The 22,689-nt window shown below is 62.7% G+C and carries 28 protein-coding genes; 6 read left to right on the plus strand and 22 right to left on the minus strand.

Going from position 1 to position 22,689, the window contains the following annotated elements:
• The first annotated feature begins 11 nt into the window (after positions 1-11).
• From KW568_RS13280 to KW568_RS13300, 5 genes are read left to right on the plus strand one after another with little or no spacing between them, the layout of a single operon-like run.
• The gene (locus KW568_RS13280; protein WP_027917259.1) at positions 12-482 is read left to right on the plus strand and encodes an arsenate reductase ArsC; all 471 of its coding nucleotides are present in this window, start codon (positions 12-14) and stop codon (positions 480-482) included.
• A 23-nt stretch (positions 483-505) separates the two neighbouring features.
• Entirely contained in the window at positions 506-1,219 is a 714-nt protein-coding gene (arsH, locus tag KW568_RS13285; protein WP_027917258.1) for an arsenical resistance protein ArsH, read from the plus strand.
• Between the two features lie 4 nt (positions 1,220-1,223).
• A complete protein-coding gene (locus tag KW568_RS13290; RefSeq protein ID WP_060492514.1) occupies positions 1,224-1,727 on the plus strand; it encodes a cyclin-dependent kinase inhibitor 3 family protein in 504 nt (167 codons plus the stop codon).
• 25 nt (positions 1,728-1,752) lie between these two features.
• A complete protein-coding gene (locus KW568_RS13295; protein WP_060492515.1) occupies positions 1,753-2,835 on the plus strand; it encodes an ArsO family NAD(P)H-dependent flavin-containing monooxygenase in 1,083 nt (360 codons plus the stop codon).
• Positions 2,828-3,388 carry an arsinothricin resistance N-acetyltransferase ArsN1 family B gene (locus KW568_RS13300; protein WP_063423905.1) on the plus strand — a complete coding sequence of 187 codons (561 nt, stop codon included), beginning with the start codon at positions 2,828-2,830 and terminating at the stop codon, positions 3,386-3,388. The genes KW568_RS13295 and KW568_RS13300 overlap by 8 nt, the downstream gene beginning before the upstream one ends.
• Before the next feature lie 60 nt (positions 3,389-3,448).
• Here the strand turns inward: KW568_RS13300 and KW568_RS13305 are convergent, their stop codons facing one another.
• The 13 genes from KW568_RS13305 to KW568_RS13365 all read right to left on the minus strand — a co-directional run bounded on the left by KW568_RS13305 (position 3,449) and on the right by KW568_RS13365 (position 14,715).
• On the minus strand, positions 3,449-4,177 hold the full coding sequence (locus KW568_RS13305) for a TIGR03747 family integrating conjugative element membrane protein (RefSeq protein ID WP_063423906.1): 729 nt from the start codon (positions 4,175-4,177) through the stop codon (positions 3,449-3,451).
• Between the two features lie 33 nt (positions 4,178-4,210).
• Complete coding sequence (gene traD / locus KW568_RS13310) at positions 4,211-6,337, minus strand: type IV conjugative transfer system coupling protein TraD (RefSeq protein ID WP_063423907.1); 2,127 nt, start codon at positions 6,335-6,337, stop codon at positions 4,211-4,213.
• A gap of 9 nt (positions 6,338-6,346) precedes the next feature.
• The gene (locus tag KW568_RS13315; protein ID WP_240979212.1) at positions 6,347-6,808 is read right to left on the minus strand and encodes an integrating conjugative element protein; all 462 of its coding nucleotides are present in this window, start codon (positions 6,806-6,808) and stop codon (positions 6,347-6,349) included.
• Positions 6,805-7,359, minus strand: a complete 555-nt coding sequence (locus KW568_RS13320; RefSeq protein WP_063423909.1) for a hypothetical protein — start codon at positions 7,357-7,359, stop codon at positions 6,805-6,807. The genes KW568_RS13315 and KW568_RS13320 overlap by 4 nt, the downstream gene beginning before the upstream one ends.
• Positions 7,341-8,057: a TIGR03759 family integrating conjugative element protein gene (locus tag KW568_RS13325; protein ID WP_063423931.1), complete on the minus strand. Its 717-nt coding sequence runs from the start codon at positions 8,055-8,057 to the stop codon at positions 7,341-7,343. The genes KW568_RS13320 and KW568_RS13325 overlap by 19 nt, the downstream gene beginning before the upstream one ends.
• A gap of 10 nt (positions 8,058-8,067) precedes the next feature.
• Entirely contained in the window at positions 8,068-8,730 is a 663-nt protein-coding gene (locus tag KW568_RS13330; protein ID WP_259538679.1) for a hypothetical protein, read from the minus strand.
• The gene (locus KW568_RS13335; RefSeq protein ID WP_259538681.1) at positions 8,727-9,302 is read right to left on the minus strand and encodes a PilL N-terminal domain-containing protein; all 576 of its coding nucleotides are present in this window, start codon (positions 9,300-9,302) and stop codon (positions 8,727-8,729) included. The genes KW568_RS13330 and KW568_RS13335 overlap by 4 nt, the downstream gene beginning before the upstream one ends.
• Before the next feature lie 73 nt (positions 9,303-9,375).
• On the minus strand, positions 9,376-10,092 hold the full coding sequence (locus tag KW568_RS13340) for a hypothetical protein (protein ID WP_063423912.1): 717 nt from the start codon (positions 10,090-10,092) through the stop codon (positions 9,376-9,378).
• Positions 10,093-10,152: 60 nt separating this feature from the next.
• Positions 10,153-10,647 carry a RadC family protein gene (gene radC, locus KW568_RS13345; protein ID WP_063423913.1) on the minus strand — a complete coding sequence of 165 codons (495 nt, stop codon included), beginning with the start codon at positions 10,645-10,647 and terminating at the stop codon, positions 10,153-10,155.
• A 52-nt stretch (positions 10,648-10,699) separates the two neighbouring features.
• Positions 10,700-10,966: a hypothetical protein gene (locus KW568_RS13350; protein WP_063423914.1), complete on the minus strand. Its 267-nt coding sequence runs from the start codon at positions 10,964-10,966 to the stop codon at positions 10,700-10,702.
• Positions 10,967-11,027: 61 nt separating this feature from the next.
• Positions 11,028-11,540 carry an STY4534 family ICE replication protein gene (locus tag KW568_RS13355; protein WP_063423915.1) on the minus strand — a complete coding sequence of 171 codons (513 nt, stop codon included), beginning with the start codon at positions 11,538-11,540 and terminating at the stop codon, positions 11,028-11,030.
• A gap of 742 nt (positions 11,541-12,282) precedes the next feature.
• A complete protein-coding gene (locus KW568_RS13360; protein ID WP_063423916.1) occupies positions 12,283-14,262 on the minus strand; it encodes a DNA topoisomerase III in 1,980 nt (659 codons plus the stop codon).
• Positions 14,263-14,373: 111 nt separating this feature from the next.
• Positions 14,374-14,715: a helix-turn-helix domain-containing protein gene (locus KW568_RS13365; RefSeq protein ID WP_259538687.1), complete on the minus strand. Its 342-nt coding sequence runs from the start codon at positions 14,713-14,715 to the stop codon at positions 14,374-14,376.
• Between the two features lie 199 nt (positions 14,716-14,914).
• Between KW568_RS13365 and KW568_RS13370 the strand changes: the two genes are divergently transcribed.
• On the plus strand, positions 14,915-15,097 hold the full coding sequence (locus tag KW568_RS13370) for a hypothetical protein (protein WP_063423932.1): 183 nt from the start codon (positions 14,915-14,917) through the stop codon (positions 15,095-15,097).
• Between the two features lie 43 nt (positions 15,098-15,140).
• On the opposite strand, the gene KW568_RS13375 is transcribed toward KW568_RS13370, so the two are convergent.
• The 9 genes from KW568_RS13375 to KW568_RS13415 form a co-directional block, all read right to left on the minus strand.
• Positions 15,141-15,569 (minus strand): single-stranded DNA-binding protein, encoded by a 429-nt coding sequence (locus tag KW568_RS13375; protein WP_232876991.1) that lies wholly within the window; start codon positions 15,567-15,569, stop codon positions 15,141-15,143.
• Positions 15,566-16,069: a DUF3158 family protein gene (locus tag KW568_RS13380; RefSeq protein WP_063423918.1), complete on the minus strand. Its 504-nt coding sequence runs from the start codon at positions 16,067-16,069 to the stop codon at positions 15,566-15,568. Before KW568_RS13380 ends, KW568_RS13375 begins: the two co-directional genes overlap by 4 nt.
• A complete protein-coding gene (locus KW568_RS13385) occupies positions 16,066-16,821 on the minus strand; it encodes a PFL_4669 family integrating conjugative element protein (RefSeq protein ID WP_063423919.1) in 756 nt (251 codons plus the stop codon). The genes KW568_RS13380 and KW568_RS13385 overlap by 4 nt, the downstream gene beginning before the upstream one ends.
• A gap of 320 nt (positions 16,822-17,141) precedes the next feature.
• Entirely contained in the window at positions 17,142-18,335 is a 1,194-nt protein-coding gene (locus KW568_RS13390) for an STY4528 family pathogenicity island replication protein (protein WP_063423920.1), read from the minus strand.
• Entirely contained in the window at positions 18,329-18,880 is a 552-nt protein-coding gene (locus KW568_RS13395; RefSeq protein WP_063423921.1) for a DUF2857 domain-containing protein, read from the minus strand. The genes KW568_RS13390 and KW568_RS13395 overlap by 7 nt, the downstream gene beginning before the upstream one ends.
• A 16-nt stretch (positions 18,881-18,896) precedes the next feature.
• Positions 18,897-20,468, minus strand: coding sequence for a ParB family protein (locus KW568_RS13400; protein ID WP_063423922.1), 1,572 nt, complete (start codon positions 20,466-20,468; stop codon positions 18,897-18,899).
• Between the two features lie 89 nt (positions 20,469-20,557).
• The gene (locus tag KW568_RS13405; protein WP_259538688.1) at positions 20,558-21,445 is read right to left on the minus strand and encodes a ParA family protein; all 888 of its coding nucleotides are present in this window, start codon (positions 21,443-21,445) and stop codon (positions 20,558-20,560) included.
• 4 nt (positions 21,446-21,449) lie between these two features.
• A complete protein-coding gene (locus KW568_RS13410; RefSeq protein ID WP_016488048.1) occupies positions 21,450-21,665 on the minus strand; it encodes an AlpA family transcriptional regulator in 216 nt (71 codons plus the stop codon).
• A 113-nt stretch (positions 21,666-21,778) separates the two neighbouring features.
• Positions 21,779-22,516 carry a hypothetical protein gene (locus KW568_RS13415; RefSeq protein ID WP_016488047.1) on the minus strand — a complete coding sequence of 246 codons (738 nt, stop codon included), beginning with the start codon at positions 22,514-22,516 and terminating at the stop codon, positions 21,779-21,781.
• Positions 22,517-22,689: the final 173 nt, after the last annotated feature.

The following is a 22,689-nucleotide window of genomic DNA, read 5'->3' on the forward strand; positions in this document are numbered from 1 at the left end:
GGAGATACCTGATGAAAGTCTTGTTCATGTGCACCCACAACAGCTGCCGCAGCATCCTGTCCGAGGCGCTGTTCAATCACCTGGCCCCCGAGGGTATGGAAGCTGTGAGTTCTGGCAGCTTCCCAAGCGGCAAGGTCAATGAGCGGGCACTGAAAACCTTGGAAGCCGCCGGTATCCCCACCGCTGGTCTTTCAAGCAAGGCCTCGGATGCCTTCGAGAGTTCTCCTCCCGACATCGTTGTCACCGTGTGCGACCGCGCTGCCGGCGAAGCCTGCCCGATCTTCTTCGGTCCATCGCTCAAAGCCCACTGGGGCCTGGCCGATCCTTCAGCGGTCACCGGGAGTGAGACAGAAATCGAAGAAGCCTTCCAGACCACACTTGCGAAGATCGATGAGCGCGTGCGCGCCTTCATTGCGCTGCCTTTCTCGCAACTGAGCCAGGACGAACTGAAAGCCGAACTTGCCCGCATCGGCGCGCTGTAGGCCCTGGATCAATGGAGACCGAAATGAACGACCACCTGCCAAATGTCCAACCAGAACTGATTGATCTGCCGTCGCTGGAGCGGCTGGCGCCGAAGGATCCTTCTACACACAAACCGCGCATCCTGCTGCTGTATGGATCGACCCGCGAGCGCTCATTCAGCCGCTTGATGGTCCAGGAAGCTGCGCGCCTGCTGGAAGAGTTCGGCGCCGAAACCCGTATCTTCGACCCTTCCGGCCTGCCGCTGCCGGATGACGCTCCGGACTCCCACGAGAAGGTGCTGGAACTCCGCGAGCTGATGCAATGGTCCGAGGGCCAAGTGTGGTGCTCCCCCGAGCGTCACGGCTCAATGAGTGCTGTCTTCAAAGCGCAGATCGATTGGGTACCGCTGGCCATAGGCGCCGTTCGCCCAACCCAGGGCAAGACCCTCGCGGTGATGCAGGTGTGTGGAGGCTCGCAGTCTTTTAACGTGGTGAACCAACTGCGCGTGCTTGGCCGCTGGATGCGTATGTTTACCATCCCGAACCAGTCGTCGGTGCCAAAAGCCTTCTTGGAGTTCGATGAAGCCGGACGCATGAAACCGTCGTCTTTCTACGATCGGCTGGTGGACGTGATGGAGGAACTGACCAAGTTCACGCTGCTGCTGCGTGATCGCCAGGATTACTTGGTAGACCGCTACTCCGAACGCAAAGAGTCGGCGGAAGAACTATCCAAGAGAGTCAATATTCGGTCTATTTGAGGTCATGAGCATGTCGCATCCTTACTCATTGAAATCCTTGCCCCATGCTCCGGGTGTACTCATTTTTACGCCTTGTCCGGGCACCCAGACCAGCGCTCTCGTTGAAAGCCTGGATACGCTCAAGCAGGCCGGTGCCGTAGCGCTTGTTACGCTGATGTCGGACGCAGAGCTTCAGGAAAACGGAGTTGCCCAGCTTGGCATCGCGGCCAAGCAGCATGGGTTGGAGTGGTTCCAGCTGCCGATCGAGGATGATCAGGCTCCTGATCAAAACTTCGAGGCTCGGCTGGGAGAGATTCGCCACCAGTTGGACGCTTTGCTCGCTTCCAACAAGGCCCTGGCAATCCACTGCAAGGGCGGCTCCGGCCGCACCGGGCTGTTCGCTGCCCGTCTGCTGATCGAATCCGGAATGCCGCGCCGCGAGGCGATCACCTGGGTGCAGGAGCTTCGCCCTCGGGCGATTCAGAAGCCTGCGCACATCAACTACATCAACCAGTTCGGCGAAGACTGAGCGCTCCAGCCAGAAAGGAGAAACCATGGTCACCGAAGGCGAACTACTCGATGTCATCGTGATTGGCGGCGGGCAGTCCGCGCTGACGGTGGCTTATTTTCTCAAGCGAGCCAAGCTGTCGTTCCTGTTGCTCGATGCCGAAGCGGCTGCGGGCGGGGCTTGGCGCCATGGCTGGGACTCGCTGACGCTGTTCTCGCCCTCCGCATGGAGCACGATCGCGGGCTGGCCGATGCCGCCAGTCACCGAAGGTAATCCCGATAGGGATCACGTGGTCAGCTATCTGGAGCAGTACGAGGCACGCTACGGGTTTTCTATCGTTCGTCCCGTCAGCGTCACGTCTGTGGAGCGGACCGGGCGTGGTCTTCGTGTACGCTCGAAGGACCGCGACTGGGAGGCTCGTGTCGTCATCAGCGCAACGGGGACCTGGAGCAACCCCTATGTTCCGGCCTATCCGGGGATAGAGCTGTTCCAGGGACAGCAGATTCACTCCGCCCATTATCAATCACCCGAGGCTTTCCAAGGAAAGCGCGTGCTGGTCGTTGGTGGTGGCAACTCGGGGGCGCAAATCTATGCGGAGCTGTCTGAGGTCGCCGACGCAACGTGGGTAACCACGGAGGAACCGGCGTTTCTGCCTGATGACGTTGATGGCCGGGTGCTGTTCGAACGGGCTACCGAGCACCTCAAGGCTCAACAGGAGGGCCGTGTTATCGACGCACCGGTCGGTGGGCTTGGCGATATCGTCATGGTGCCCTCAGTGGTCCGGGCTCGCGAGCGCGGGGCCCTTCGTGCTGTAAGGCCTTTTACCTCATTCACGCCGGACGGGGTCGCTTGGCTGAACGGTGAGAAAACCCAGGTCGATGCTGTGGTCTGGTGTACTGGGTTCCGGCCGGCGCTGGATCATCTGAAGGCACTTGACGTGCTGGATGACAACGGTAGGGTCGAGGTTGATGGGGGGCACTCTATTCGCGAGCCGCGCCTCTGGCTGGTCGGATATGGCGACTGGACCGGCCTGGCCTCGGCGACGTTGATCGGCGTCACCCGTACCGCGCGCAGCGCGGTCAACGAAGTAGTTGAACACCTGAACAGCTTGGAGCAGCCGGATGCATAGCGGAATCGATATTCGTGTCGCCAGACCAGAGGATGCAGAAGAGATCCAGATCATCTACGCGCCCATCGTGCTCAACACGGCTATCTCATTCGAAGAGGCAGTGCCGAGCGTGGAGCAAATGCGCGAGCGGATCTCCACGACGCTGCAAACCTACCCGTATCTGGTGGCTGTGCGAGAAGGACGAGTAGTCGGCTATGCCTACGCCAGTCAACACCGCGCGCGTGCGGCGTACCGGTGGGCGGTGGATGTGACGGTGTATGTCGCTGAAGGGCAACGCCGCAGCGGGGTTGGTCGGCAGCTCTATGACGTGCTGCTGCCAGTTCTGAAGCGTCTGGGATATCGCTCGGCGTATGCCGGCATTGCCTTGCCGAATGAAGGCAGTATCGGGCTGCACGAGCGACTCGGTTTTCAGCACATCGGTACGTTTCCGCAGGTCGGATTCAAGCTCGATGCTTGGCATGATGTGGGGTATTGGCGCTTTGATTTCGGAGACGAAGGTCTTCGCCCCGAGGCTCCAATAAGCTTCCTATCCCAAATTCCAATGCCACGTTAGAGCGTCCCAGTGAGATTAGCTGTCTTCCGCGAAAGGCAGCTATGGGTCGATTGCAGCCATTCAAAGATATTTTTTGAACGTGGTAGCAGTTATCGCGACCATGAAACCCAACAGTGCAGCACATGGGAGCAATACCCAGTTTGGATTCAGCGACCAAGGTAGCGACAGATAGATCACCCAAGGGCTGACCATTAGCGGCAACAATGTTCGCTTGGCTCGGTGATAGACAAAGCTGCTTTCCCTATCCGCCCCGAACTTGCGCAGGTCGCGCCGCATCAACCCGTCAACCAGCCCGGTGACTGCCGCGAGCAAGAAGAGGGGCGTTGCGAGCGTGAGGACAATCAAGCGCACCACGAACGTGAATACCGTGAACAGGGTAGCCAGCAGGTAGTCCTGGCCAGCGACGTACGCTTGAGCAAGCTGTCCTTGCAGCGACGCGTCGCGACTGAGCAGTTTCAGGTGTGTGTCCGATTGCGCCCATCCTGAGCGCAACACGACCCAGTCGTTGAGGTGTTCAAGGATTTTCGCGGTGGCTTGTGCCGGCTCCTGCACCAGCAGCGAGCTCTTAAAGTGGCTGCTGAGCCAGCCAAGTTCAGTCAGCCACATGGCATGGCTGTGATGCCAGCCTTGGTCAGGCCAGAACCACAGCATGCCCACAAACTCCAACAGGATGGAGAGCAGCAGGGAAGCAAACAGGAGGCCGAGCAATCGCAGGCACAGCTCAAGCGTGCCGAAGATCAGCCCTGGTCGTCGTTGTGTCTGAGGAGGATTGGTTGGGGCAGTAGGCATAATGCTCCCGGGTGTTCGCGGGCTGTCAGGGGATCACGGGGCGTGTTTACGCCCAGGTGGTGGCATCTCGGGGTCGAAGTCGACCGTCGGCGCACCTCCGGTACTGCTCCACCAACTTCCCGCGTTGGCGTTGTAGGACTCGCGCATACGCGCAGCGAGGGCCTGCAGGTCAGCCGGCATCGCATCGTCGCTGGCTGGTTTGGGCAGCGGCATCCGTACCTTCCATAGCTGCCCGCCTTCCTGGAACGAAAACATCTGGCCCTTCGGTAGGGCGATGATGTGCGCGGGCTCGATCAATGGCACGGCGGTGGTGGTCACCCGGTCCTGTGAGGAGGAGGTGAAGTCGGTTCGGGTGTCAGGATCGGCGGTGTCCGTAGCGCCAGAGACCAAGGTGCGCGTTTGCACGTTGACCTTGGGCAACTGATTAGTCAGCAGTTCGGCTGTCGCGGTTTCGCGTACGCGTAGCATCTGCAGGGTGTTGAAGTTGCCGATGACCTGGCCGGCCTTGGCCCGGCTGCCGATGCGTGCCTCGATGTCGCTCAAGGTCTGGGTGTAGGCAGTGACTTGGATACCGGCACCGCCGCCCTTGTTGATCAGCGGAATGAACTCGTCGCCCATCAGCTCGTTGAACTCGTCGGCGTGCAGGTTGATGGGCACCTTGTCGGTCGTACTGGAGGAGTTCGGGAGACCGTGGTCGATACCGTGCTTGTAGATGTGCCCGGCGACGGAGACCAGGTCGGCAAACATCGAGTTGCCGACCGCGGCGGCGACCTCTGCATCGGACAGCGCATCCAGGCCGACGTAGACGATGCCGCGTTTACGGATGACCTGCAGCCAGTCGAAGATTGGCCGTGGATCGTCCAAGTCGGAATAGTTGGGGGCCAGCAACTGCGCCGTCTTGCCACTGGTGAGCTTTTCCAGCAACGGCAGCAGTGAGGCGACGATCTTGTCGAAGTAGGTGCGGTCGTAGCGCACCGCCGAGCGCAGGCCATCCATGACCGGGTCGAAGAGGCGCTTGACGGTCAGGTACTGCTCGATAGCGACCACGCGTTTCTCGCGGCCGACCATGTGCCGTGGCACGTTCTTCTCGTTGAGACGAGCTTCAAGATCCACGATGGTCTCCCACGCCTGCGGATCATGTCGGGCGAAAAAGTGCTGGGCGTACTCGATGAACAGCGCATCGATGTTCACCACATGGCGCTGGATCTGCAGGTAGTCGGGGCGCCGGCCGAGCTCGATCAGGGCACGGGCGATGATGTTGACGAAGCGCCAGGCGAACTCGCGAAATGCCGCCGAGTTGCCTTCACCGCTCAGCTGCCCAGCGATACGGCTGGCGACTTCCGAGATGCGACCGAAACGGCCGATGGCGTTGTAGCGCGCGGAAATCTCCGGCCAGCCCAAGTGGAAGACATAGAACTCGTGTTCACGGCCGGCCCGTCGCGCTTCCACGTACATGCGCTTGAGCAGGTCGGCATCGCCTTTGGGGTCGAAGACGATCACCACTTCCTGACTTGGCCGGTGAATGTCCTGGGTGATGTAGACCTCGGCCAGGCGCGTCTTGCCGACCCGCGTGGTGCCTAGCACCAGGGTATGGCCCACGCGTTCGCCCAGTGGCAAGGAGGCTTCCTGCTCGTTGGGCTCGACGCCATGCAGCAGCGGTGAGCCGCCCACGGGCGGCAGCGGTCGTACCGGGTTAAACGGGCTGTCCCAGGCGGTCATCCGGGGCAGGAGGGAGAACCCTGACGGTGCCTTTTCCAGGAGGTGCTCCAGGCGCCTGGCCCACTGGTAGGCGGCCGACTGATTGACGTAGCGGGCTAGCGCGGGGTCTTGCGCCTCGAGCAAACGCTGGGTGTGCAGGCGGCTCCAGCGAAAGCCACGGCCCATGAACAGGCGCTTGCTGCTGACCGGGATTTGTCGGCTGGTCAGCGAGTAGCGAGGTAGGTGGCGGATGTTTCGCCGATAGCGCAGGACAATGCGAGCCTCGTTGAGGCGCTTGAGGCCGAAGGCGGTGTAGGCCAGGGCCATGCCGGCGCCGATCTCCGGCGACAAGGCGACCGCCCAGGGTGAATGCAGGCACAACGCGCTGGCACCGGCACAGATCCCCACGGTGTACAACTCCACTGCTGGGCGCAGCAAAGATTCCATCGCATGATCGCCCATAGCGATTCCTCACTGCTCCAGGCCGGTTGGTGTGATCAATACCGGGTAGTGCTCCAGCTCCAGCCGCTCGGCGATGTCGTCGCCGCTGATCGGCCAGATGCTCAACGCAGGTGCTACCGCCTGGATGCGCTGCAGCGCCGCCTCATCGGCGACCTCAACGGCCAGGCCGTTGGCGCCCAACCGCTTCAGAGCCGGGGCGTGCTGCGCCAGCCACGCCAATGAGGCAGCGTCCGCGCCAACCAGGAACAGCGGGACCATGCCTGGCAAATCCAGCGCTCTGCGTGGCACCTCACCCGGCGTGAGGCGCGCGCTGTGCACCGGCAATACCCAGTCCAGTCTTCGTGGATCGGGCCGTTCGACCGAGGTGGCCGATTCGGCGGCCATGACAGGAGGCGTTGGCACAAGCCAGGCCCCGGCAGCCAACCACCCCACTAGCCCGCAGATCAGCGCGCCCCGTCGAACGTCAATCATGAGCGTGGACCTCCGCGGCTGGACTTGGCGGCTTCAAGGCGCTGCCAGTGCTGGCTGAACTGCGAGCGGTAGCGGGCCGCCGGGGCCCCACCCGCAGGCCGGTGGTAGCGGCCGGCGGCGATGACCCAGTCACCGGCGTCGGCGTAGTGCTCGCGCAACAGGTCGGCGGTGACGGCGAGGTTGCTACGCGGATCGAGGGCATCGCAGGCCGTGGGGTAACGCTCCGGGTGGTAACCCAGGTTGGTTTGCCCTAGGCCGACATCGATGCGCTTGGGGTCGTGCCGGCTGAGCGCCACGGTCAGTGCGCTACAGGCCTGGTCACGGGTGGAAAAACGCTGCGGCGTGCCGGCCACATTCAAGGTCCACGGCCAGGGAACAAGCTGCCCACGCAGCGGAGTGCCGCTCTCCTGCTGGGCAATGGCGAACAGCACCGAGGCCGGTATGCCGGCCTGGGCGGCGGCCAACTGGTACGCCGGCGGAGGGAGGCCGCCTGCTTGGGCGACAGTCACCCCCGTCAGGGCCAGGGCGAGGGTCAGTCGACGCGTTGCCATTTCCCTTCCACCTGTTGGAAACGTGCGGGCAGGGGGCGGCTGGCGCCGAGGGCGAACCAGCGGCCGCGGTCGTGATTGAGGGTGACTTGGCCGCTGCTGACCTGGGCCTGGGTAACGCCAACCTTGCGCGCCCATTGCCGAATGCGCGCATCGTCGCCCTGGCTGCCCACCAGGTAGACGTCCAGGCGGGCGCCGGTGCTCAACCAATGGTTGATGCTGGCCTCACAGGTCGAGCACGGGTCCTCCACAAACACCGCATAGCGCGCGTTATCCGAAGGGGATGCGGCATCACTCATTCCCTGTACCGGCAACAATCCCGGGAACAGCCGCGCCCAGGCCGCGGTGTAGGCTTTTTGATACGCCAGTTCGCGCTCGGCGCGCTTGGCTTCGAGGCGCACCTGCAACTCGGCGTAGCGCTGACGCTCCTGGTCAGAATCGGCTTCCACGCCCAGGGTGGTCAGCGGGTCGAGTTGCGGTGACCAGTACTGGCGGGGACCGCTCTGCAGGCGCTCAAACTTGGCCCATTCATCATCGGTCAGGCCCCAGGCCTTGGCCTGTGCTACGGATCGCTCTAGCTGCAGCGGGGCCTGCTCGCTGGACTGCTGCTCCGTTTCAACCGTGGCGGGTGCACCCCATCCCGATCCCGGTACTTGGCAGATGGGGAATAGGAGCAGCGAGAGGGTGATGAACCGGACCATATGCACCTCGTCACGGCAGGGGCAGCGAACGTTCGCCGAGGCCAGGCACATGGAACACGGCCTGATTCCGGCGAATGGTCTTGAGCTGCCAACCGTTCAAGCTGTCACCGGGCTGCAGCAGGTGGACGGTCGACAGGGCATGCGCGCCGGCCGGTTGAGCCGAGACAAACCGGACCTCGCCACGGGTCTCGACACCCAGCAAGGTGAATGGCGGCGTCGGGGCTTTGGCGGCCGGTTTGGCGGGAGCTGCAGGCTGGGGTTGTGCGGATGGCGTAGCCGGTCGAACCTCAAGGGCGCGGATGGCGATTTCGGCATTGCCCAATCGCTGGTCCATCGCGACCAGGTCGGCCTTGGTCGGACTCGGTGATACCGCTCCAATGGCCTTGAGCGACGCGCTCACCTCATCCAGCTGTTTGCTCAGTGTCGCGAAGGCCGCATCCTGCTGGCGCTGGTGCTCGCCCTGCGCTTTTACTTGCGGTGGAATTGCCGCAAGAGTGGTGCCGAGTGCATCGAGGTCCCGCCGCAGCGCCGGGGCTGGATCGGCTGGCGCATTCTCCGCGGCGACCAGGAGCTCGGTCAGTTGTTGCTGGTGGTTGTAGGTCACGGCGGCCAGTACGGCGGCGCCGAGGCACAGGGCCCCGAGCACCAGGGCCTGAAAGTGATGGACCTTCATGGCGCGATCTCCAGGGGCGGGCGAGGTGGGGCGGGCACTGGTGCGCGAAGGGCATAGCACACGCGGCGTTCGACTGGATCGATCACGAGCCGCCAGGCCGGGCCGCCGAGAATGGTCAAGGCGTCCAGCAGCACCATTGGCCCGAGTTGGTGCTGCACGGTCGGCAGAGGGCGGCTGAACAAGGTGGCGACCTCGGCGCGGTTGGCGCAGAGTGAGTAGCCTGAGCGCTGCAACACGTGACGTAGGGCGTCACCGACCGTCGCGTGCAGGGCCGGTGAAATCTGCACGGTGATGAGCTGGAACAACGGCTGACGCTGTTCCAGCGTCGGCCGCGTGCTAACCAGGGTGTAGCGGTCCTGGCGGACCCACGCTGGTGACGCTGGCAACGGCTTGGAGGGGGTGGACGGAGCTGGTACGGCTTTGGCTGGCACCGTCGGTGGGGTGATGGCAGGCGACGTGTTGCAGCCCGCCAGCGCGAGCATCAGAACAAGGTAAGGAAGTGCGGGCGTGTGCATGAGCAGGTCTCGACAGTGGGTGCCGACACCTTGGCAACACGCGCGAGCTGCACCCACTGAAAAACCGAAGTTGGCCGGCCGGTTTATCGAGCCCAGCACATGAAAAAGGCGCCCTTAAGGGCGCCTTGGGTCAATCGTCAGTAAACACCGGCAGTCCTGGCAGCGGGGCTGCATCGGGATCAAACACCAGGAAACGCGTGTCGGCCTGGCCGGCCAGCAGCAACAGGGTCATCAACACCGGAGGCACCTGTTCATCCAACAGGCGAATGCAAACGTCCGCCGCTGAGCAGCCGGGACCTCCCGCGTGGGCGCAGCGGTGCCAGGGTGTGGAGTACAGCTTGCAGCCGACGGAGCGGTTGCTGACCATCTGGAAGCATTCAAAGAAGCCGGCCGGTCGTTCGCAGCGAGCAAGCTGCTCAAGGTAGGTGTACTCGTCGGCCGGTAGGTGGGATGAACTGATCTCCCAGCTGCGGCTGTACTGGCCGGTGGCAAAGGACAGCTGCTGCATCAGGTGCTCCGCCGCTTCCAAGCTGGGAAGGTCGCCAACGTGTACCGAGCCACTCAGCCGTTCGGCGGTGACCTGGTACAGCACGGTGGTGACCACACCATCTGCGGGCAACTGCATGCGAAGGAAGCCAGAGACATCCTGTTCTTCTGTGATGACGGCGCAGTCGTCATCGAATACGCACGCCTGGCAGTTGATGTGATCGTCGTCCAGGCCCAGTTGGGCGGTGTGCAGGGGGCGGTAGCAGGGCGGGCACTGGTCGTCGTAGTGGATCTGGACCACGCGTTCGCAGGATAACGCATGGAAGCCGCGGGCAAAGGGGTTGGGGGTTGAGGTGAGCATGGTGGCGCTCCAGTAAAAAGAGGACGCCACCCCATACAGGCAGTGGCGAACGAGAGAAGTTTAGATCCAGCCGTATTCAGCCAGGGACAGGGGCTGACCCTCGCCGACGATGATGTGGTCCAGAACGCGGATCTCGACCAGCGCCAGCACTTCGATCAGGCGTGTGGTCAGCACGCGGTCGGCGCCGCTGGGCTCAGGGCACCCGGAAGGGTGGTTGTGGCTGAGGATAACTGCGGCGGCGTTGTGTGCCAGCGCCTTGACCACCACTTCGCGAGGGTAGACCGAGGCACCGTCGATGCTGCCGAAGAACAACACCTCGAAGTCCAGCACGCGGTGGCGTGAATCGAGATAGAGCAAGGCAAATACCTCGTGGTGATAAGGCGCCAGACGCAGCTTCAGGTAAGACGCGGCGTCGGCAGGCGTGATGAGTACTTCGCCGCGCTGGAAATAGCGTTGGTCCAGCAGCTGCAGAGCTTCGTTGATCAACGCATCTTCGTGGGCGCGCTGGGTCAGGACGGGGTCGAGGGGCTCGACCAAGGTCAATGACGTGTTCATGAGCAGAACCTCGTGTGCAGGAGCGCTCCGGGAGGAGGCCCTGTGGGTAGGGTCAGGCGGTTACAAGGCGGGTGAAACGATGCCGGGTGCCGTGCGACGGCGAGTGACAGGCTTCGCAGGGGTGAGTGGAGAAGGGGGCGATGCCAACGCCGGTGTCCGGATCGAAATCAGCGCTGAGTGGCAATAACACCTGCAGCTCCTTACGCATCTGCGTGATTCGCTGGTCGACTTCGGCCTCGCTGTAGTACAGCGACAAGGTGCTGAAGTCGTCGTAGGCCACAGCGTGCAGGCAATCCTCACAGAGCCAGTAACTCTCCATGGCGGCCTCCAAGGGTGAGAAAAGGCGCTCATGCGAGCGCCTTTGTGGTGGAGCATCCGTCTCAGGCAGGCTGCGTGGCCTGGTCCTGAGCCTGATCGGCACTGTGTGAAGGATTCGGCGCATGCTCTTCTGCCGCTTCGGACGGCAGTTCAGCCGAGGAAGCATCCTGCCGAGCTGGCGCCTTGTAGGTGAGTTGGCCGTCGACCTTGATCCACTCGATGAAGATCAACCGGCCTTTGAGGCTGGCGCCCGGTTGGCCTTTGCGCTCACCTTTCTCGTAGGTGAAGGCATCGACCCAGAGGTCGCCAATGCGAAACGCGATCAGCACCTTGCGTTCGGCACGGACATCCTCGAGGTGTTCGCGGATCAGCCGTTCGGCTTCGCCGCCAGCGACCTTGCAGTCGAAGCGGGTGTATTCGACGTCATCCGACGCGCCGTGCAAGGCGGCGATGTCGCAGGCCATAAAGGGCTGGCCGCGCCGCACTGGCACCTCGCGCACGCGGTTCAAGTAACCAATGCCTTGGGTGTGCAGGTTGAAGTAGGTGGCGGGAGCAGCAGTGTTTGCCGTGGTCATGGTGAATCTCCTGTTTGCGAGAAACGCGGATATTCACCGGCCCTGGCGGGGGTGAGTCCGCAAGGGAAGGTCAGGTGCAACAGCAGTGGTGTAAGAGCGCTCATCATCGCGGGGAGCGATAACCGTGCGAGCCGCCGAACGCTAGTCGCACTTTGGGAGGAACCACTCTGGGGAGAGCGTAGCCTTGCAGGTTCCGGCTACCTGATGCTGTCATCGACAGCGTGGTGCAGTTCATCTATAGAGCGCTGCGCAGCGCCCGTCAACAGCGGTTTTGACTGGGTTCAGAGGTGCGGACGTGGGTGGTGCACAGTGGACTCAAACGCGCGAAAAAATAGCCCAACGGTCGTCAGGCTAGGAACAGCAGGGCCACCCTAGATCTGATTCGTCGACAGCGAAGTCGTCGCTTCACTTCAGCTGTCTCCTCACCCTGATCAACCGACCCTTGTCGTGGCCTGGGTCGGGATAACTGGCACGCATCCGCGCACAAACGGCGCCCGTTTTTTCGCCGGCGGGCACCGGCACTGAGCATCGTCGCCGAGGCGGATGACCCCTGCAGCCTAAAGCAGGTCGCACGGGTCATCCGTCTCGGGAATCTTGGACATCCGGAACAGTGATGCAGCGTAGTGAAAGAGGCTCCGAACTCAACGAGTCTGGCCGAGCTGCCCGGAGCGAATCGGCCTAGGGTCGCCAAACGGCGAGGGGCCTGTCCACTACATCAGCGACTGGCCCCAGCGTCAAGCAGTCAGGTCCGCTTCGGCTTGGCGGGCGCCGCGCTGGCCTTCACTGGCTTGGTGCCCTTGCAGTCCGGGTAGTGCACACAGGACCAGAAGTTGCCGGTGCGGCCTTTGCGCTGGCGCATGGGGCTTCGGCACACGGGGCAGGCGGGACCTTTCGAACGGGGTAGCTGCAGATTCAACGAGGCCTGGCTGCGCACCACCTGGGTGAGCCAGGTCGATTGCTTGGCGAGAAACGCCTCGACACTCAGCTGACCGGTCTCGATCCGTGCCAGCGCCTGTTCCCATACCGCTGTCATCACCGGATCGGCCACCTCACGCGGAACGGCCTCGATCAACGTGTGGGCGGCCGCAGAGGCCGCCAGGCTGCGCTTTTTCTTGGTCAAGTAGCCGTGATCGATCAGGCCCTGGATGATCGCGGCGCGGGTGGCCTCGGTGCCGATGCCAATGCTGTCTTTCAACGTTTGCTTCAGGCGCACGTCGGCCACTTGGTTGGCGATGGTTTTCATTGCCTTGACCAGTGTGCCTTCGGTGTAGGGTTTGGGCGGCTGAGTGCGCTGCGTGTTGACCTTGGCATTTCGCACACCAACCGACGCACCTTCCTGCAAGGTGGGGAGCCGCTGCGTTTGCTCGGTCGGTTCGCTGGCGTCGGCTTCGTCGATCACGGCCTTCCAGCCACGTACCTGGATCTGCTTGCCGCGGGCCAGCAACTGATCGGCCTGGCTGCGCAACTGCACCTGGGTCTTCAGGTATTCGTGTTGAGGCAGAAACTGCGCCAGGTAGCGGGCGCGGATCAGGGTGTACACGGCGCGCTCGCGCTCGGACAACTGATCCAGGGGGATCACCACGGCGGTGGGGATGATGCCGTGGTGGGCGGTGACCTTGCTGCTGTTCCAGGCGCGGGAACGTCGTGTCGGATCAAGCTCCTTGAAGCGCTGGCCAAGCGGCGGGTCGGCTGCGGCCAGGGCCTTCAGCACACGCGGCACTTCGTCCAGCATGCTCTCTGGCAGGTAGCCACAGTCGCTGCGGGGGTAGGTGGTGGCCTTGTGGGTTTCGTACAGTGCCTGCGCCACACTGAGGGTTTCCTGCGCGCCCAGACCGAGCTTGGCCGAACAGACCTCCTGCAGCGTGCCCAGGTCGAATGGCAAGGGGGGCCCTTCCGTCACGCGTTCAACGTCGACCCGCTCGACCTGTGCTGAACGCGCAGTTGCAATTCGCCGGACAGCCTGCTCGGCCGCCACCTTATCGATGCAGCGACCGGTATCATCGCAGTGTGCAGCGGGTGGCTGCCAGCGTGCCTCAAACTCAGCCCCGTCATCCTGCAGCACAACGTCCACGCTCCAGAACGGCCGGGCAACAAAGCTGGCGATGGCGCGGTCACGTTCAACCACCAGGCGCAGGGTGGGCGTCTGCACGCGGCCTACGGGCAGCGTACCGTCGAAGCCGGCGCGGCGACCCAGCAGGGTGAACAGTCGGCTGAGGTTGATGCCGACCAGCCAATCGGCCCGGGACCGGGCGAGGGCACAGTGGTACAGCGGCAGGGTTTGCTCACCCGGGCGCAACGCCGCCAGGGCCCGGCGGATCGAGGCGTCGTCGAGGGCGGACAGCCACAAACGCAGGACCGGTCCTTGGTACTTGCAACGCTCAAGGATCTCCCGGGCAATCATCTCGCCCTCGCGGTCGGCGTCGGTGGCAATCACCACCTCGGTGCAAGCCTGCAGCAGCCGGCTGATCGCCTTCAACTGCGCGGCGACCTTGGGCTTCACCACCAGTTGCCAGTGCTGCGGGATGATCGGCAGGTGCTCCAGCGACCAGCGCTTGAACTGGTCGCCATAGGTTTCCGGTGGCGCGGTCTCCAGCAGGTGACCCACGCACCAGGTCACGGTCACTCCCGTGCCCTGCAGGCAGCCATCACCGCGACGATGGGCTTGCAGCACCCGGGCGATATCGCGGGCTTGGGACGGTTTTTCGCAAATGTAGAGGCGCATGGCGTGGCCCTCTCGGTCAGGTACCGACAGGGTGGTCGCGTGACAGGGGAGTGCTAGAGAAAAGCTGAACTGGCCGAGCTCATATCGGCGTAGCGGCAGGCTGAGAGGTTACTACCGTTGCGCGAGGTGTGCGGTCACGGTCTGTAGAAGGTCCAGGGCAAACTGTTTGTCCGTCTCGCCAAGTTCCTTGATCAGCGAGGCAATCTTTCGCCCCTGGTCCTGTGGCCTAGGACTGATGGCCAGCAGCAGCTCATCGGCCGGACAGCCATACATATCCGCCAACTGCAGCAGCTTGGGCACGGTCAGCTCGACTTTGCCACGCTCCATGCGCGACACCGCTTCGGTGCCGATCTCCAGGCGCTCACCGACTTGCGCCTGGGTAAAGCCCTGGGCGCGGCGGTACTTGGCCAACTGGCGGCCGATGTGTTGTGGGCTAGGCTCTTTGACTGGCAACGGGGGGCTCTCCAATTCAACCCGTATGGTTGACCAGCCACCCGAAGATATGAACGCCCTTAAAGGTTGACTATCAACCTTTCGGGGCGTATCACCCAATGATAGTACGGTGACCTGACCGTCACGCGGAGATAGCGGATTGGACGAACTTGAGCAGCATGAAGCTGATGCGTTGGCGATCAAGGCCTGCGAGTTGTTTATGGCCACCCATCAGGAACCGGACGATCAGGCGGCGAGGGCCAGATTGATCGCGTGGGTCAAGGAAGCGCCAGCGCACTGGCGGGCGTTCCTTGCCCTGGACCAGTACCTGGCGGAGGTCAAAGGGTTGATCGAGGGGGACGACCTGCAGGGCGTCGCCCGCCGCGTGGGCCCCCGCGACTGAACGGTATCGCGCTGAAGGAAACGTTACTCTGACGTCCACCCGCTCAGGTCGACTTGCGGGTGGTTTTCTTGCCGGCCGGCTTGCGGCTACTGCCCCCATGTTCACTGGCCTTCTCGCGCATGGACACGCCGGCCAGGCGATGGGGCAGGATGCCGATGTGCCGTGCCTCGACCTTGAACGTCACCCGGGCATTGTCCTCGCTGTCTTCCCACTCGTCTTTGACCGTTCGGCCCATGACCAAGACGCGCATGCCTTTCTGGTACAAGGTGCTCCAGTGCTCGGCATCGCGGTGCCAGAGCTCGACCGGTGCCCAATAGCCGCCGCGATCTTCATAGCCGCCCTCGCGCGGTACCGGATTGTCGAAATAGACATTCAACCGCAGCAGCCGCTTAGGCTCGTCCGGGTTGTTGTTGAACTCCTGAAACTCAGGCGGACTGCCGATGTTGCCTTCGCCAACAAAGAACGTGCTCATGGGTGTTTCTCCTCGGTGGTGGTATCGAAAAGGACGTCATCGGCATACGCGAGTTTGAGGGCGCCGGTGAGTACCTGGCGATAGAGCGAGTTCAGGCTGCTCATCTGCAGGTTGAGGACGATCCGGTTGGCTTCCAGCTGGTACAGCGCCTGGCGCAGTTCTGGCTGCAGCAGCGGATGTGCCATCGCCTGCTGCCAGACCTCCACGCCCATGCGCTTGAAGTCCGGGCTGCGCCAGCGTAGGAAGCAGGCGCCCTGGGAGCTGTGCTGGACGCTCAGTCGCAACTCGAGCAACGAGAAGGGTGGCTGCGCCATGATCGCCAGCATCGCGGCCATCAGCGTCTCGAGTTCGCCTCGCAGCTGTTTGATTGTCTCGGCGAACTGGGCCAGCTCCCCCTTACCCTTAAAAGGCTTTAAAAGGCCTTTTAGAGAGGCACTGTGTTCAAACTCGCGATAGGCCTCGGATGACAGGCAATGGGCGATCGCTTCGGGCAGTGTCATGCTTCACCGCCTTCGGCGGGGTCGCCGGGCGAAGGTTCCACGTCGTCAGCAAGTTGATCGGCCTCACTGGGCAGTGCGGCCTTGGCGGTGCGCACGATGGGCGGCGCAAATTGCGAGCGTCGTGTGCCTTCGAGAATGTCCTGGGGCGGGGTGCCGAACTTGTCGATGGCCTCGCGGGCGCGGGCGTTGTTGGCGGCCATGTCGTCGCGGCTTACCCCGGCCAGTCGGAACTGCTGTGCCATGCTGAACAGGCTGCGCAGCAGGTGGGCGCCACCATCGATCCAGTACTCCATGTCGGCCCGGCCGATCAGCGCGGTGTGGTGGGCCAGCAGCACGCGACGTACCAGGCTGTCGTAGTCTGTCAGCAGGTAGACGGCGAGAAACCCCAACTGGCTGCCGATGAACAGGGGCAGGGTGACAGGGTGGATGTTCAGGTTGTCGCCGATGCTGACCTGGGAGGGCAGGTCGCGCTCGACCAGTTTGACTTGCTCGGTCAACGTCAGCAGCTCGGCCTTGGCCTGCAGCACCTTGTCTTCCAGTTGCAGCATGAACCAGTCGGCGAAGGGGTCGTCCTGACTACTCGCCTGCTTGAGCAGGTTGGTGACGCTGATGTAGCCCGCCATGCCCATGATGCCGAACACGCCTTCGCGTCCGGCACGGCCCTGCCACAGACGTGCTGCGTGATGCGTGTGCAGGGTGAGGGTGATGCTGCTGCGCAGTGAACCCAGGTTGAGCTGGTAGTGGTCGACCATTGCCGGATCCTCGCCGTCGGAATGACGCCGACGATCTGCGCTCTCGGGCGACCTAGCAGTGATCAATGTGAACGCGATGGGCTCACATTGCCCCTACTTTCGATGGTCCTGCCATTGATGCCACTGTGATCAAATCCACTGAGTGCCAACGCAGCTAACTGCTTCATCCTGGCGTCAAAGCTGCGACCTTACACCCATCACGCAGATCACACTCCTCGAGCGATTGTGTCTGGCTAGAGGACGTCACTGGAGTGATGCCACTGCGATCAAATCCATTGAGGTCCGCTGATCGTTGGAGATCTGGAAGACTCAGCGCGCTGTTACGTTGCCCCGCTCACGACACCGCAGCGAAGCTTGAGCTGCTCTAGGTACGCCTTGGCCAGCGGCGAGGCCACCCGGCTTCCGGACTCCCGTGAGCGCTCATCAGCTGGCTCTGGCGGGCGAATGCGCTTGCGCGGTGCTAGCGGGGCATCGCTACGGGCGGCCCACAGGGTGAAGTCCCCTTGGCACGCCCGCTTGATCAGCCCCAACAGATATGCAATCGGCTTGCGAATGTCGCCGCGGCTGCAGCGAACGGCTGCTTCATTGATCACCGCTTGTCGCTGTTCGGGCTCGAGCTGGCGCAGCGCCTGGACTGCCCGGCGCTGTTCAGTCGGGCTCAACTGCAGACCCTCTGGCCAAGCGGCGCTGCCACTGGCCGAGGCGGGCGGTACTGTACTTTTTTTGCTTTGTTTTTGTACGGTACGGTCGTGCGCTGGAATCCGAACGGCAGCCGGAGCCGGGACATTCGCGCTGGGTTCGGAATCGGTCGAGGACGCTGTGGCAAACCGAACGCTGTACGCCTCGCCTCGTTCGGAATGCTCGGCATGGCTGTCGTCCTGCAGCGGCAAGGCCTGTTGAGCGCCTGATGCGGGGAGCGAAGCCATCATGGCCAAGGCCTCGTCAGTCACCTCTGGATCCGCCCGTAGCTCCTGGAGGAGGTGTTGAGCGAGATCGCGCACGCCTTTGGTGGCATGGGACAGGTTTTGGCAGATCAGGGGCAGGTAACCGGCATCTTGGTCGATGGCTTGTGCGGGTGACAGCGGCGCGTCGTGCAGTACGTAGACACAGCCGCGCAGGCAACCCTGCGAATCGCGATATCGTTCGCTCAGGCTGAGCCAGCGGGTAGCGCGCAGCACGTTCAGCGCGCGGGCGATGGTCTCGCGTGAAGCCTGCGCACCACAGGGGCTGGTCGCCAGGTACGGCTGAAGGTCCTGATACCGTGGGGTACGCATTTGCCGTTCGGTGATCAACCAGCGCAGCACCAACCAGAGATTGCGCTCCACGGGTGTGAGCCGGCGATCCTGCAGCAATCCCCGCGGTAACGGATCGTGGCTGCCGTAGTACACGAAGCATGGCCCCTCAGCCAGCGCACGGGCGGCCCTGGCTTGTTCGGCCTGCTCCAGACAACGCTTGAGCGTGACCATGCTCTGGCGCACCACATCAGCCCAGTCCACGGTGTAGAAGTTCAGCATGGGATACCTCCGTATAGCTCGATCTGCTGCCAAATCAGGGTCAGGCTGATCTGTTGTTCCTCGGCCAGCATCATCATCGCGTCCAGCGGCTCGCTGTCCGGATCTTCGGCCCGCAACTGGCGCCAGCGGTTCCACACTGCATGCTCCTGGGTCTCGCTGAGTTGGACGGGGCGACCACGATGGGTCTCGATCTTCAGGATGCGTCGGCGCAATGCCGTGTCGGAATGGTCGAGGCCGAAGCAGCGGTACATGATGTTCGAACTCGCCCCCAACTTCAGGGCACGGTTGATCAGCCGCTCGTTCAGCTCGTCCCGTTCGGCCTGGGCGATCAGGCGACGCAGCACTGTGGTGTCGACCTTGATCTCGACCCAGGCGATCGTGGAGTGCGCCAGGTGGGACAAGGTGGTGGGCGGCAGCGACTGCAGCACCTCGATGTCCTCGTCGGCGAGGCCCAAGGCCTTGCACCGTTGCAGTCGGCCATGGCGCAGCTCATGCAGGACCTGGTTCAACATGGCGTGGTTCAGCAGATTGAACGACGTGCTCATGCGGCACCTCCGGGTGTCAGCGGGTGGACGACAGCGTGAGTTCGATCAGGCGTCGAGAAAGCCGTATAAGTGAAAACAGTTGCGCCAATTGAGGATCAGGGAGCCGCTCAATCCCGATCGCGAGCGCAGGGCGCTCGATCAGTGGCAGGTCGTAGACTCCCAGCAGCAGTTGACCAAACAGCGCTGCCGGGAGCTGCTGACGTTGCTCCCAAGCAACGTCGTCTTGCACGCGCAACAGCGCGCCCAGCAGCAGCTGAATACCGGTGCGGTGGGGTGTCGAAGGTGCTGCTGTATCGGGCGCCAATGAGAAGCCTAGGCCCTCCTCAGTAGCGCAGACCATGGTTGGAGCATTGGCGTAACCGGCCAATTCGCTGGCCAGTTGGGCGCAGGCCTGGCGCAGTTGCACCAGGTCTTCCAGGGCCGGCGGAATCGCCCAGATGGTATCCAATGAGTCGGGCAAGCACTGAAACCCAGCATTGCCGAGATTTGCAGACTGAGCGGGCGGTGACGCAGTTGGACTTTCTACCCGTTCACGGGCGGCGGCGCGAGGCTGCGTCTGGTCTGCTTGATCGGATTGCCTGTCAGCGGGTTGGAGAGGGTAGACTGGTTCCGGTGAGTCGAGCCCCATGGGGGCTTCAGGCTCCCTACCGGAAGTGGTATCGGTGTCTTCGCCCACGCCCAGCTGGGGAGACAGGGGCATGCCGGGCGTCAGTGGCTGACGTGATGGCTGGCCGCTATCCTGGATCAGCTCCAACGCCAACAGACGCGGTGATTGGTTCAAGGATTTCGCCATGTGTGCGAGCAGTTCGTCCTGCAGTTCGGCGGTGTCCAGCTCGGCGGCGGTGCAGTCGAACGTGGACAGCACCTCCAACCACAGCGCCGCGAAATCCAACGGTGTCGCCACGTACCGATTCCACACCGATTCGGCACGTCGACGCAGGCTAAGGGTCCGTTCGATCGAAGGTTTGCCCAAGCCGGCGTACAAAGTCTGCGGGATAGCTGGCAGCAGGTGCTCGAGGGTGTCCAGCATCCGGCTGATGTGCGATTGCGAGATCGGGTAACCGCCGGCCGATAACTGCGCTGCCAGTTGACGTTGGCTCAGGCTATCGCCGCCTTCCAGCAGCATGTCGCGGAACTTGGCCACGGCCAGGGCGCGCTCGATGAAAGTAAGTTGGCCGTGCAGGTCACTTTCGGCCAGGTGACCCAGCAGCGTATGCAGCTCCGACTGCCAGGGGCGAAACAGGCAATGGATGCGGAAGAAGCGCTCCTCGCGGGTTTCCTGCCACAGTTCGCCGAGGATACTCAGGCGAGTGTTGCCGCCGTTGCGGATGATGAACTGCGGCGCGCCAGGCCGGCGCGTGATAGAGGGGGGCTGGTCCAGGCCGCGGTCGCGGATGGAGGCCTTCAACTCCTCGTACAGCGGGTTACGGATGAAACGCGGGTTGTGCTCGTAGGGCCGCAATTGCTCCAGGGTCACCACCATCGGCGTGTCACAGTCAGGATCGGTGGGCGATACCTGTGTTGCCCGCTGTGGGAAGTGCCCGTGCTGGAGCTTGCGCGTGATGTCTTCGGGGGTTGGCGGTTTCATGAACTTGCCCTTGATCTGTCAATGCAGACGGACTGCTCAGGCCTTTCCGACCGGCTGCGTGAGAGGGGCAGCGAGGGATGGACATGGCACTAAGCTGGTCGGCCGGTGACGCATTCCACTGAGGCAATGCTGTTGGGAAAAGAGCGCGCACGGACCCTGGTCTGGACCAGTCGCTGCTCCCACTCAGGGAACAGTTCATTGGCCAGTGCTCGCATGACATCGGCCGCGCAGCGACTGCGCGATCGAGGGGCGGCTTTCGACTCGACCCGATGCACTGGCAATCCCAACGACGCGGCGTTGAGGTACGCGACGCGATCGGGAATCACCGTGTTGCAGACGCTGACATGCGGGGCGGCGGCAAAGGTGTTGCGCAGGCTCTGCATGATCAGGCAGGTATCGCGCCGGTTGGCGTTCACCTGATTGAGAAGCAGTTTCACCGGGGGCAAGTACACGCCGAGGTAGCGGTAGGGTTCCAGCTCTTCGAACAGGCCGAGCGTGCCGCGGCGCAGTTCGCGTGCCGCGAGCATTTCCGGTGGCAACGGGCATAGCGCACAATCGGAGGCGAGGATGGCCATTTCCACCACCACGCTGCGCGCGCCCTGGGTGTCGACGATCAGCACATCGTAGAGCTCCTCGAACGCTGGCAGAAGATTATGAAGGCGCAGACGACCATCGGCCGCGTGCAACAGCAGAGTGCTGATGTGCCCGGCGCGATCGTTGGACACTATCAGGTCCAGGTGCGGGATGACGGTGGCGGAAATCACCTGTTCGGGGGCCGTGAGCCGTTGCGCGATGAGTTCGTAGCTGCCAGCCTCACGGGATTCGCGCAAGGCGTAGTAGCTGGACAGCGTCGGTTGGCTGTCCAGATCCAGCAGCAGGACGCGAAGGCCCGCATCGGCGAGCACACCACCCAGGTTGGCGGCGACGGTGGTTTTACCCGCGCCGCCCTTGGTCGAGATCAGCGAGAGGACGTCCATGACGCTACTCCCTGACCGACAGTCGATCATGGACCCACTGCTCGATCTCCAGCGAGTCCCAGCCGACGGCGCGGGTACCAATGCGCCGGCATTGGGGGAATAGACCGGCTTTCATCAGGTTGTAGATGTGCGAACGTTTGAAGCCGGTTTTCAGTTCCACCTCATCGCGGCGCATGATGTGGCGGTCGGCAGGCAGCGGGGCAGGGCTGATCTGTTGCATGATGTCACTCCGTAGCACCATGTGGTGCGCAGTGGGATGTGACAGTCAGTGAAGGTCGATGCTGGAGGAAAAACATTGTCAGGCGATGCCGAGCATCGCCTGACAATGCGGTGTCAGCCCCGTTTTACCTGGGCTAGATGACGGCGAGCGTCGGCAAATCGCCGATCAAGGGTACTTTTGCTCAGGCCAGGCAGACCAGGAAAACGGCGTAGAATCTCGTCGACCAGAGCGCTCTGGGACTTGTAGGCCGATTGCACACGGCCGTCTTTGGATTTACCCAATGTCACTTCCAGCATGGTGCCCACGAGCATGTTGTTCGTGCCTTCGGAGGCCTCGGAAGGAATGCCTTGGGCCTCAAGTCGCGCTGTCAGTTCGTGGTTACACGCGGTGAGCGTTGTCACCTCGTCAACTCTTGCTGTAAGCTCGTCGCGCAGCTTGTCGATCGTGCGCTGAGCAGCAGCGAGCTCTGCTTCCTGTACCAAATGAGCATTGAGACTGACGCAGTTCAAATGGTCGAGGCTCTGCGAGAACAAGAAGGCGGGCTTCTCGTTGGGGTAATTACGTGCGAACCAGACCAGCAGATCAGCACGCTGAATGGACCAGTACTCTCGGCTTACCTGGTTGTCAGCAGTGATCGGTCGGCCCAGGCAGGTCGCGGGTAGCTCACCGCTGACAATGGCGTCGTAGATGCACTCCGCATAAAGGTGCAGGATCGGCCATTGTGGAAAATGCTTGAGCAGACTGCCGGGGTAGGAGAGGTCGACCCGTAAAATCTCGTCTTCGTGGTCGGCAAGGTCACACCAGAGAATGGCGGCATCGATGAGATGGTAAGAGCTTCTGATCGAGATCATGGCACACAGCCTCCAGCTGCGTTCGTCCTGGAATCGCTGGCGGGGGCAGCGTGATCTGTGCCTCTGTCTAGCGAGCCTGATTTCAAAGGATCACTTTTGGGATCCATTGATGGTGACATCGAAGCGATAGGTTGGTTCTTCACGCATTATGCGAACGCGTCAAGTTTTGACGC

The organism is Pseudomonas sp. HD6515 (genome assembly GCF_024971855.1).
Classification (GTDB): domain Bacteria; phylum Pseudomonadota; class Gammaproteobacteria; order Pseudomonadales; family Pseudomonadaceae; genus Aquipseudomonas; species Aquipseudomonas alloputida.

What these genes read in the sequence shown, in the direction of transcription:
- KW568_RS13280 (WP_027917259.1), top strand. Translation starts at nt 12, where the DNA reads ATGAAAGTCTTGTTCATGTGCACCCACAACAGCTGCCGCAGCATCCTG.
- arsH (WP_027917258.1), top strand. Translation starts at nt 506, where the DNA reads ATGAACGACCACCTGCCAAATGTCCAACCAGAACTGATTGATCTGCCG.
- KW568_RS13290 (WP_060492514.1), top strand. Translation starts at nt 1,224, where the DNA reads ATGAGCATGTCGCATCCTTACTCATTGAAATCCTTGCCCCATGCTCCG.
- KW568_RS13295 (WP_060492515.1), top strand. Translation starts at nt 1,753, where the DNA reads ATGGTCACCGAAGGCGAACTACTCGATGTCATCGTGATTGGCGGCGGG.
- KW568_RS13300 (WP_063423905.1), top strand. Translation starts at nt 2,828, where the DNA reads ATGCATAGCGGAATCGATATTCGTGTCGCCAGACCAGAGGATGCAGAA.
- KW568_RS13305 (WP_063423906.1), bottom strand. Translation starts at nt 4,177, where the DNA reads ATGCCTACTGCCCCAACCAATCCTCCTCAGACACAACGACGACCAGGG.
- traD (WP_063423907.1), bottom strand. Translation starts at nt 6,337, where the DNA reads ATGGGCGATCATGCGATGGAATCTTTGCTGCGCCCAGCAGTGGAGTTG.
- KW568_RS13315 (WP_240979212.1), bottom strand. Translation starts at nt 6,808, where the DNA reads ATGATTGACGTTCGACGGGGCGCGCTGATCTGCGGGCTAGTGGGGTGG.
- KW568_RS13320 (WP_063423909.1), bottom strand. Translation starts at nt 7,359, where the DNA reads ATGGCAACGCGTCGACTGACCCTCGCCCTGGCCCTGACGGGGGTGACT.
- KW568_RS13325 (WP_063423931.1), bottom strand. Translation starts at nt 8,057, where the DNA reads ATGGTCCGGTTCATCACCCTCTCGCTGCTCCTATTCCCCATCTGCCAA.
- KW568_RS13330 (WP_259538679.1), bottom strand. Translation starts at nt 8,730, where the DNA reads ATGAAGGTCCATCACTTTCAGGCCCTGGTGCTCGGGGCCCTGTGCCTC.
- KW568_RS13340 (WP_063423912.1), bottom strand. Translation starts at nt 10,092, where the DNA reads ATGCTCACCTCAACCCCCAACCCCTTTGCCCGCGGCTTCCATGCGTTA.
- radC (WP_063423913.1), bottom strand. Translation starts at nt 10,647, where the DNA reads ATGAACACGTCATTGACCTTGGTCGAGCCCCTCGACCCCGTCCTGACC.
- KW568_RS13350 (WP_063423914.1), bottom strand. Translation starts at nt 10,966, where the DNA reads ATGGAGAGTTACTGGCTCTGTGAGGATTGCCTGCACGCTGTGGCCTAC.
- KW568_RS13355 (WP_063423915.1), bottom strand. Translation starts at nt 11,540, where the DNA reads ATGACCACGGCAAACACTGCTGCTCCCGCCACCTACTTCAACCTGCAC.
- KW568_RS13360 (WP_063423916.1), bottom strand. Translation starts at nt 14,262, where the DNA reads ATGCGCCTCTACATTTGCGAAAAACCGTCCCAAGCCCGCGATATCGCC.
- KW568_RS13370 (WP_063423932.1), top strand. Translation starts at nt 14,915, where the DNA reads ATGGCCACCCATCAGGAACCGGACGATCAGGCGGCGAGGGCCAGATTG.
- KW568_RS13375 (WP_232876991.1), bottom strand. Translation starts at nt 15,569, where the DNA reads ATGAGCACGTTCTTTGTTGGCGAAGGCAACATCGGCAGTCCGCCTGAG.
- KW568_RS13380 (WP_063423918.1), bottom strand. Translation starts at nt 16,069, where the DNA reads ATGACACTGCCCGAAGCGATCGCCCATTGCCTGTCATCCGAGGCCTAT.
- KW568_RS13385 (WP_063423919.1), bottom strand. Translation starts at nt 16,821, where the DNA reads ATGGTCGACCACTACCAGCTCAACCTGGGTTCACTGCGCAGCAGCATC.
- KW568_RS13390 (WP_063423920.1), bottom strand. Translation starts at nt 18,335, where the DNA reads ATGCTGAACTTCTACACCGTGGACTGGGCTGATGTGGTGCGCCAGAGC.
- KW568_RS13395 (WP_063423921.1), bottom strand. Translation starts at nt 18,880, where the DNA reads ATGAGCACGTCGTTCAATCTGCTGAACCACGCCATGTTGAACCAGGTC.
- KW568_RS13400 (WP_063423922.1), bottom strand. Translation starts at nt 20,468, where the DNA reads ATGAAACCGCCAACCCCCGAAGACATCACGCGCAAGCTCCAGCACGGG.
- KW568_RS13405 (WP_259538688.1), bottom strand. Translation starts at nt 21,445, where the DNA reads ATGGACGTCCTCTCGCTGATCTCGACCAAGGGCGGCGCGGGTAAAACC.
- KW568_RS13410 (WP_016488048.1), bottom strand. Translation starts at nt 21,665, where the DNA reads ATGCAACAGATCAGCCCTGCCCCGCTGCCTGCCGACCGCCACATCATG.
- KW568_RS13415 (WP_016488047.1), bottom strand. Translation starts at nt 22,516, where the DNA reads ATGATCTCGATCAGAAGCTCTTACCATCTCATCGATGCCGCCATTCTC.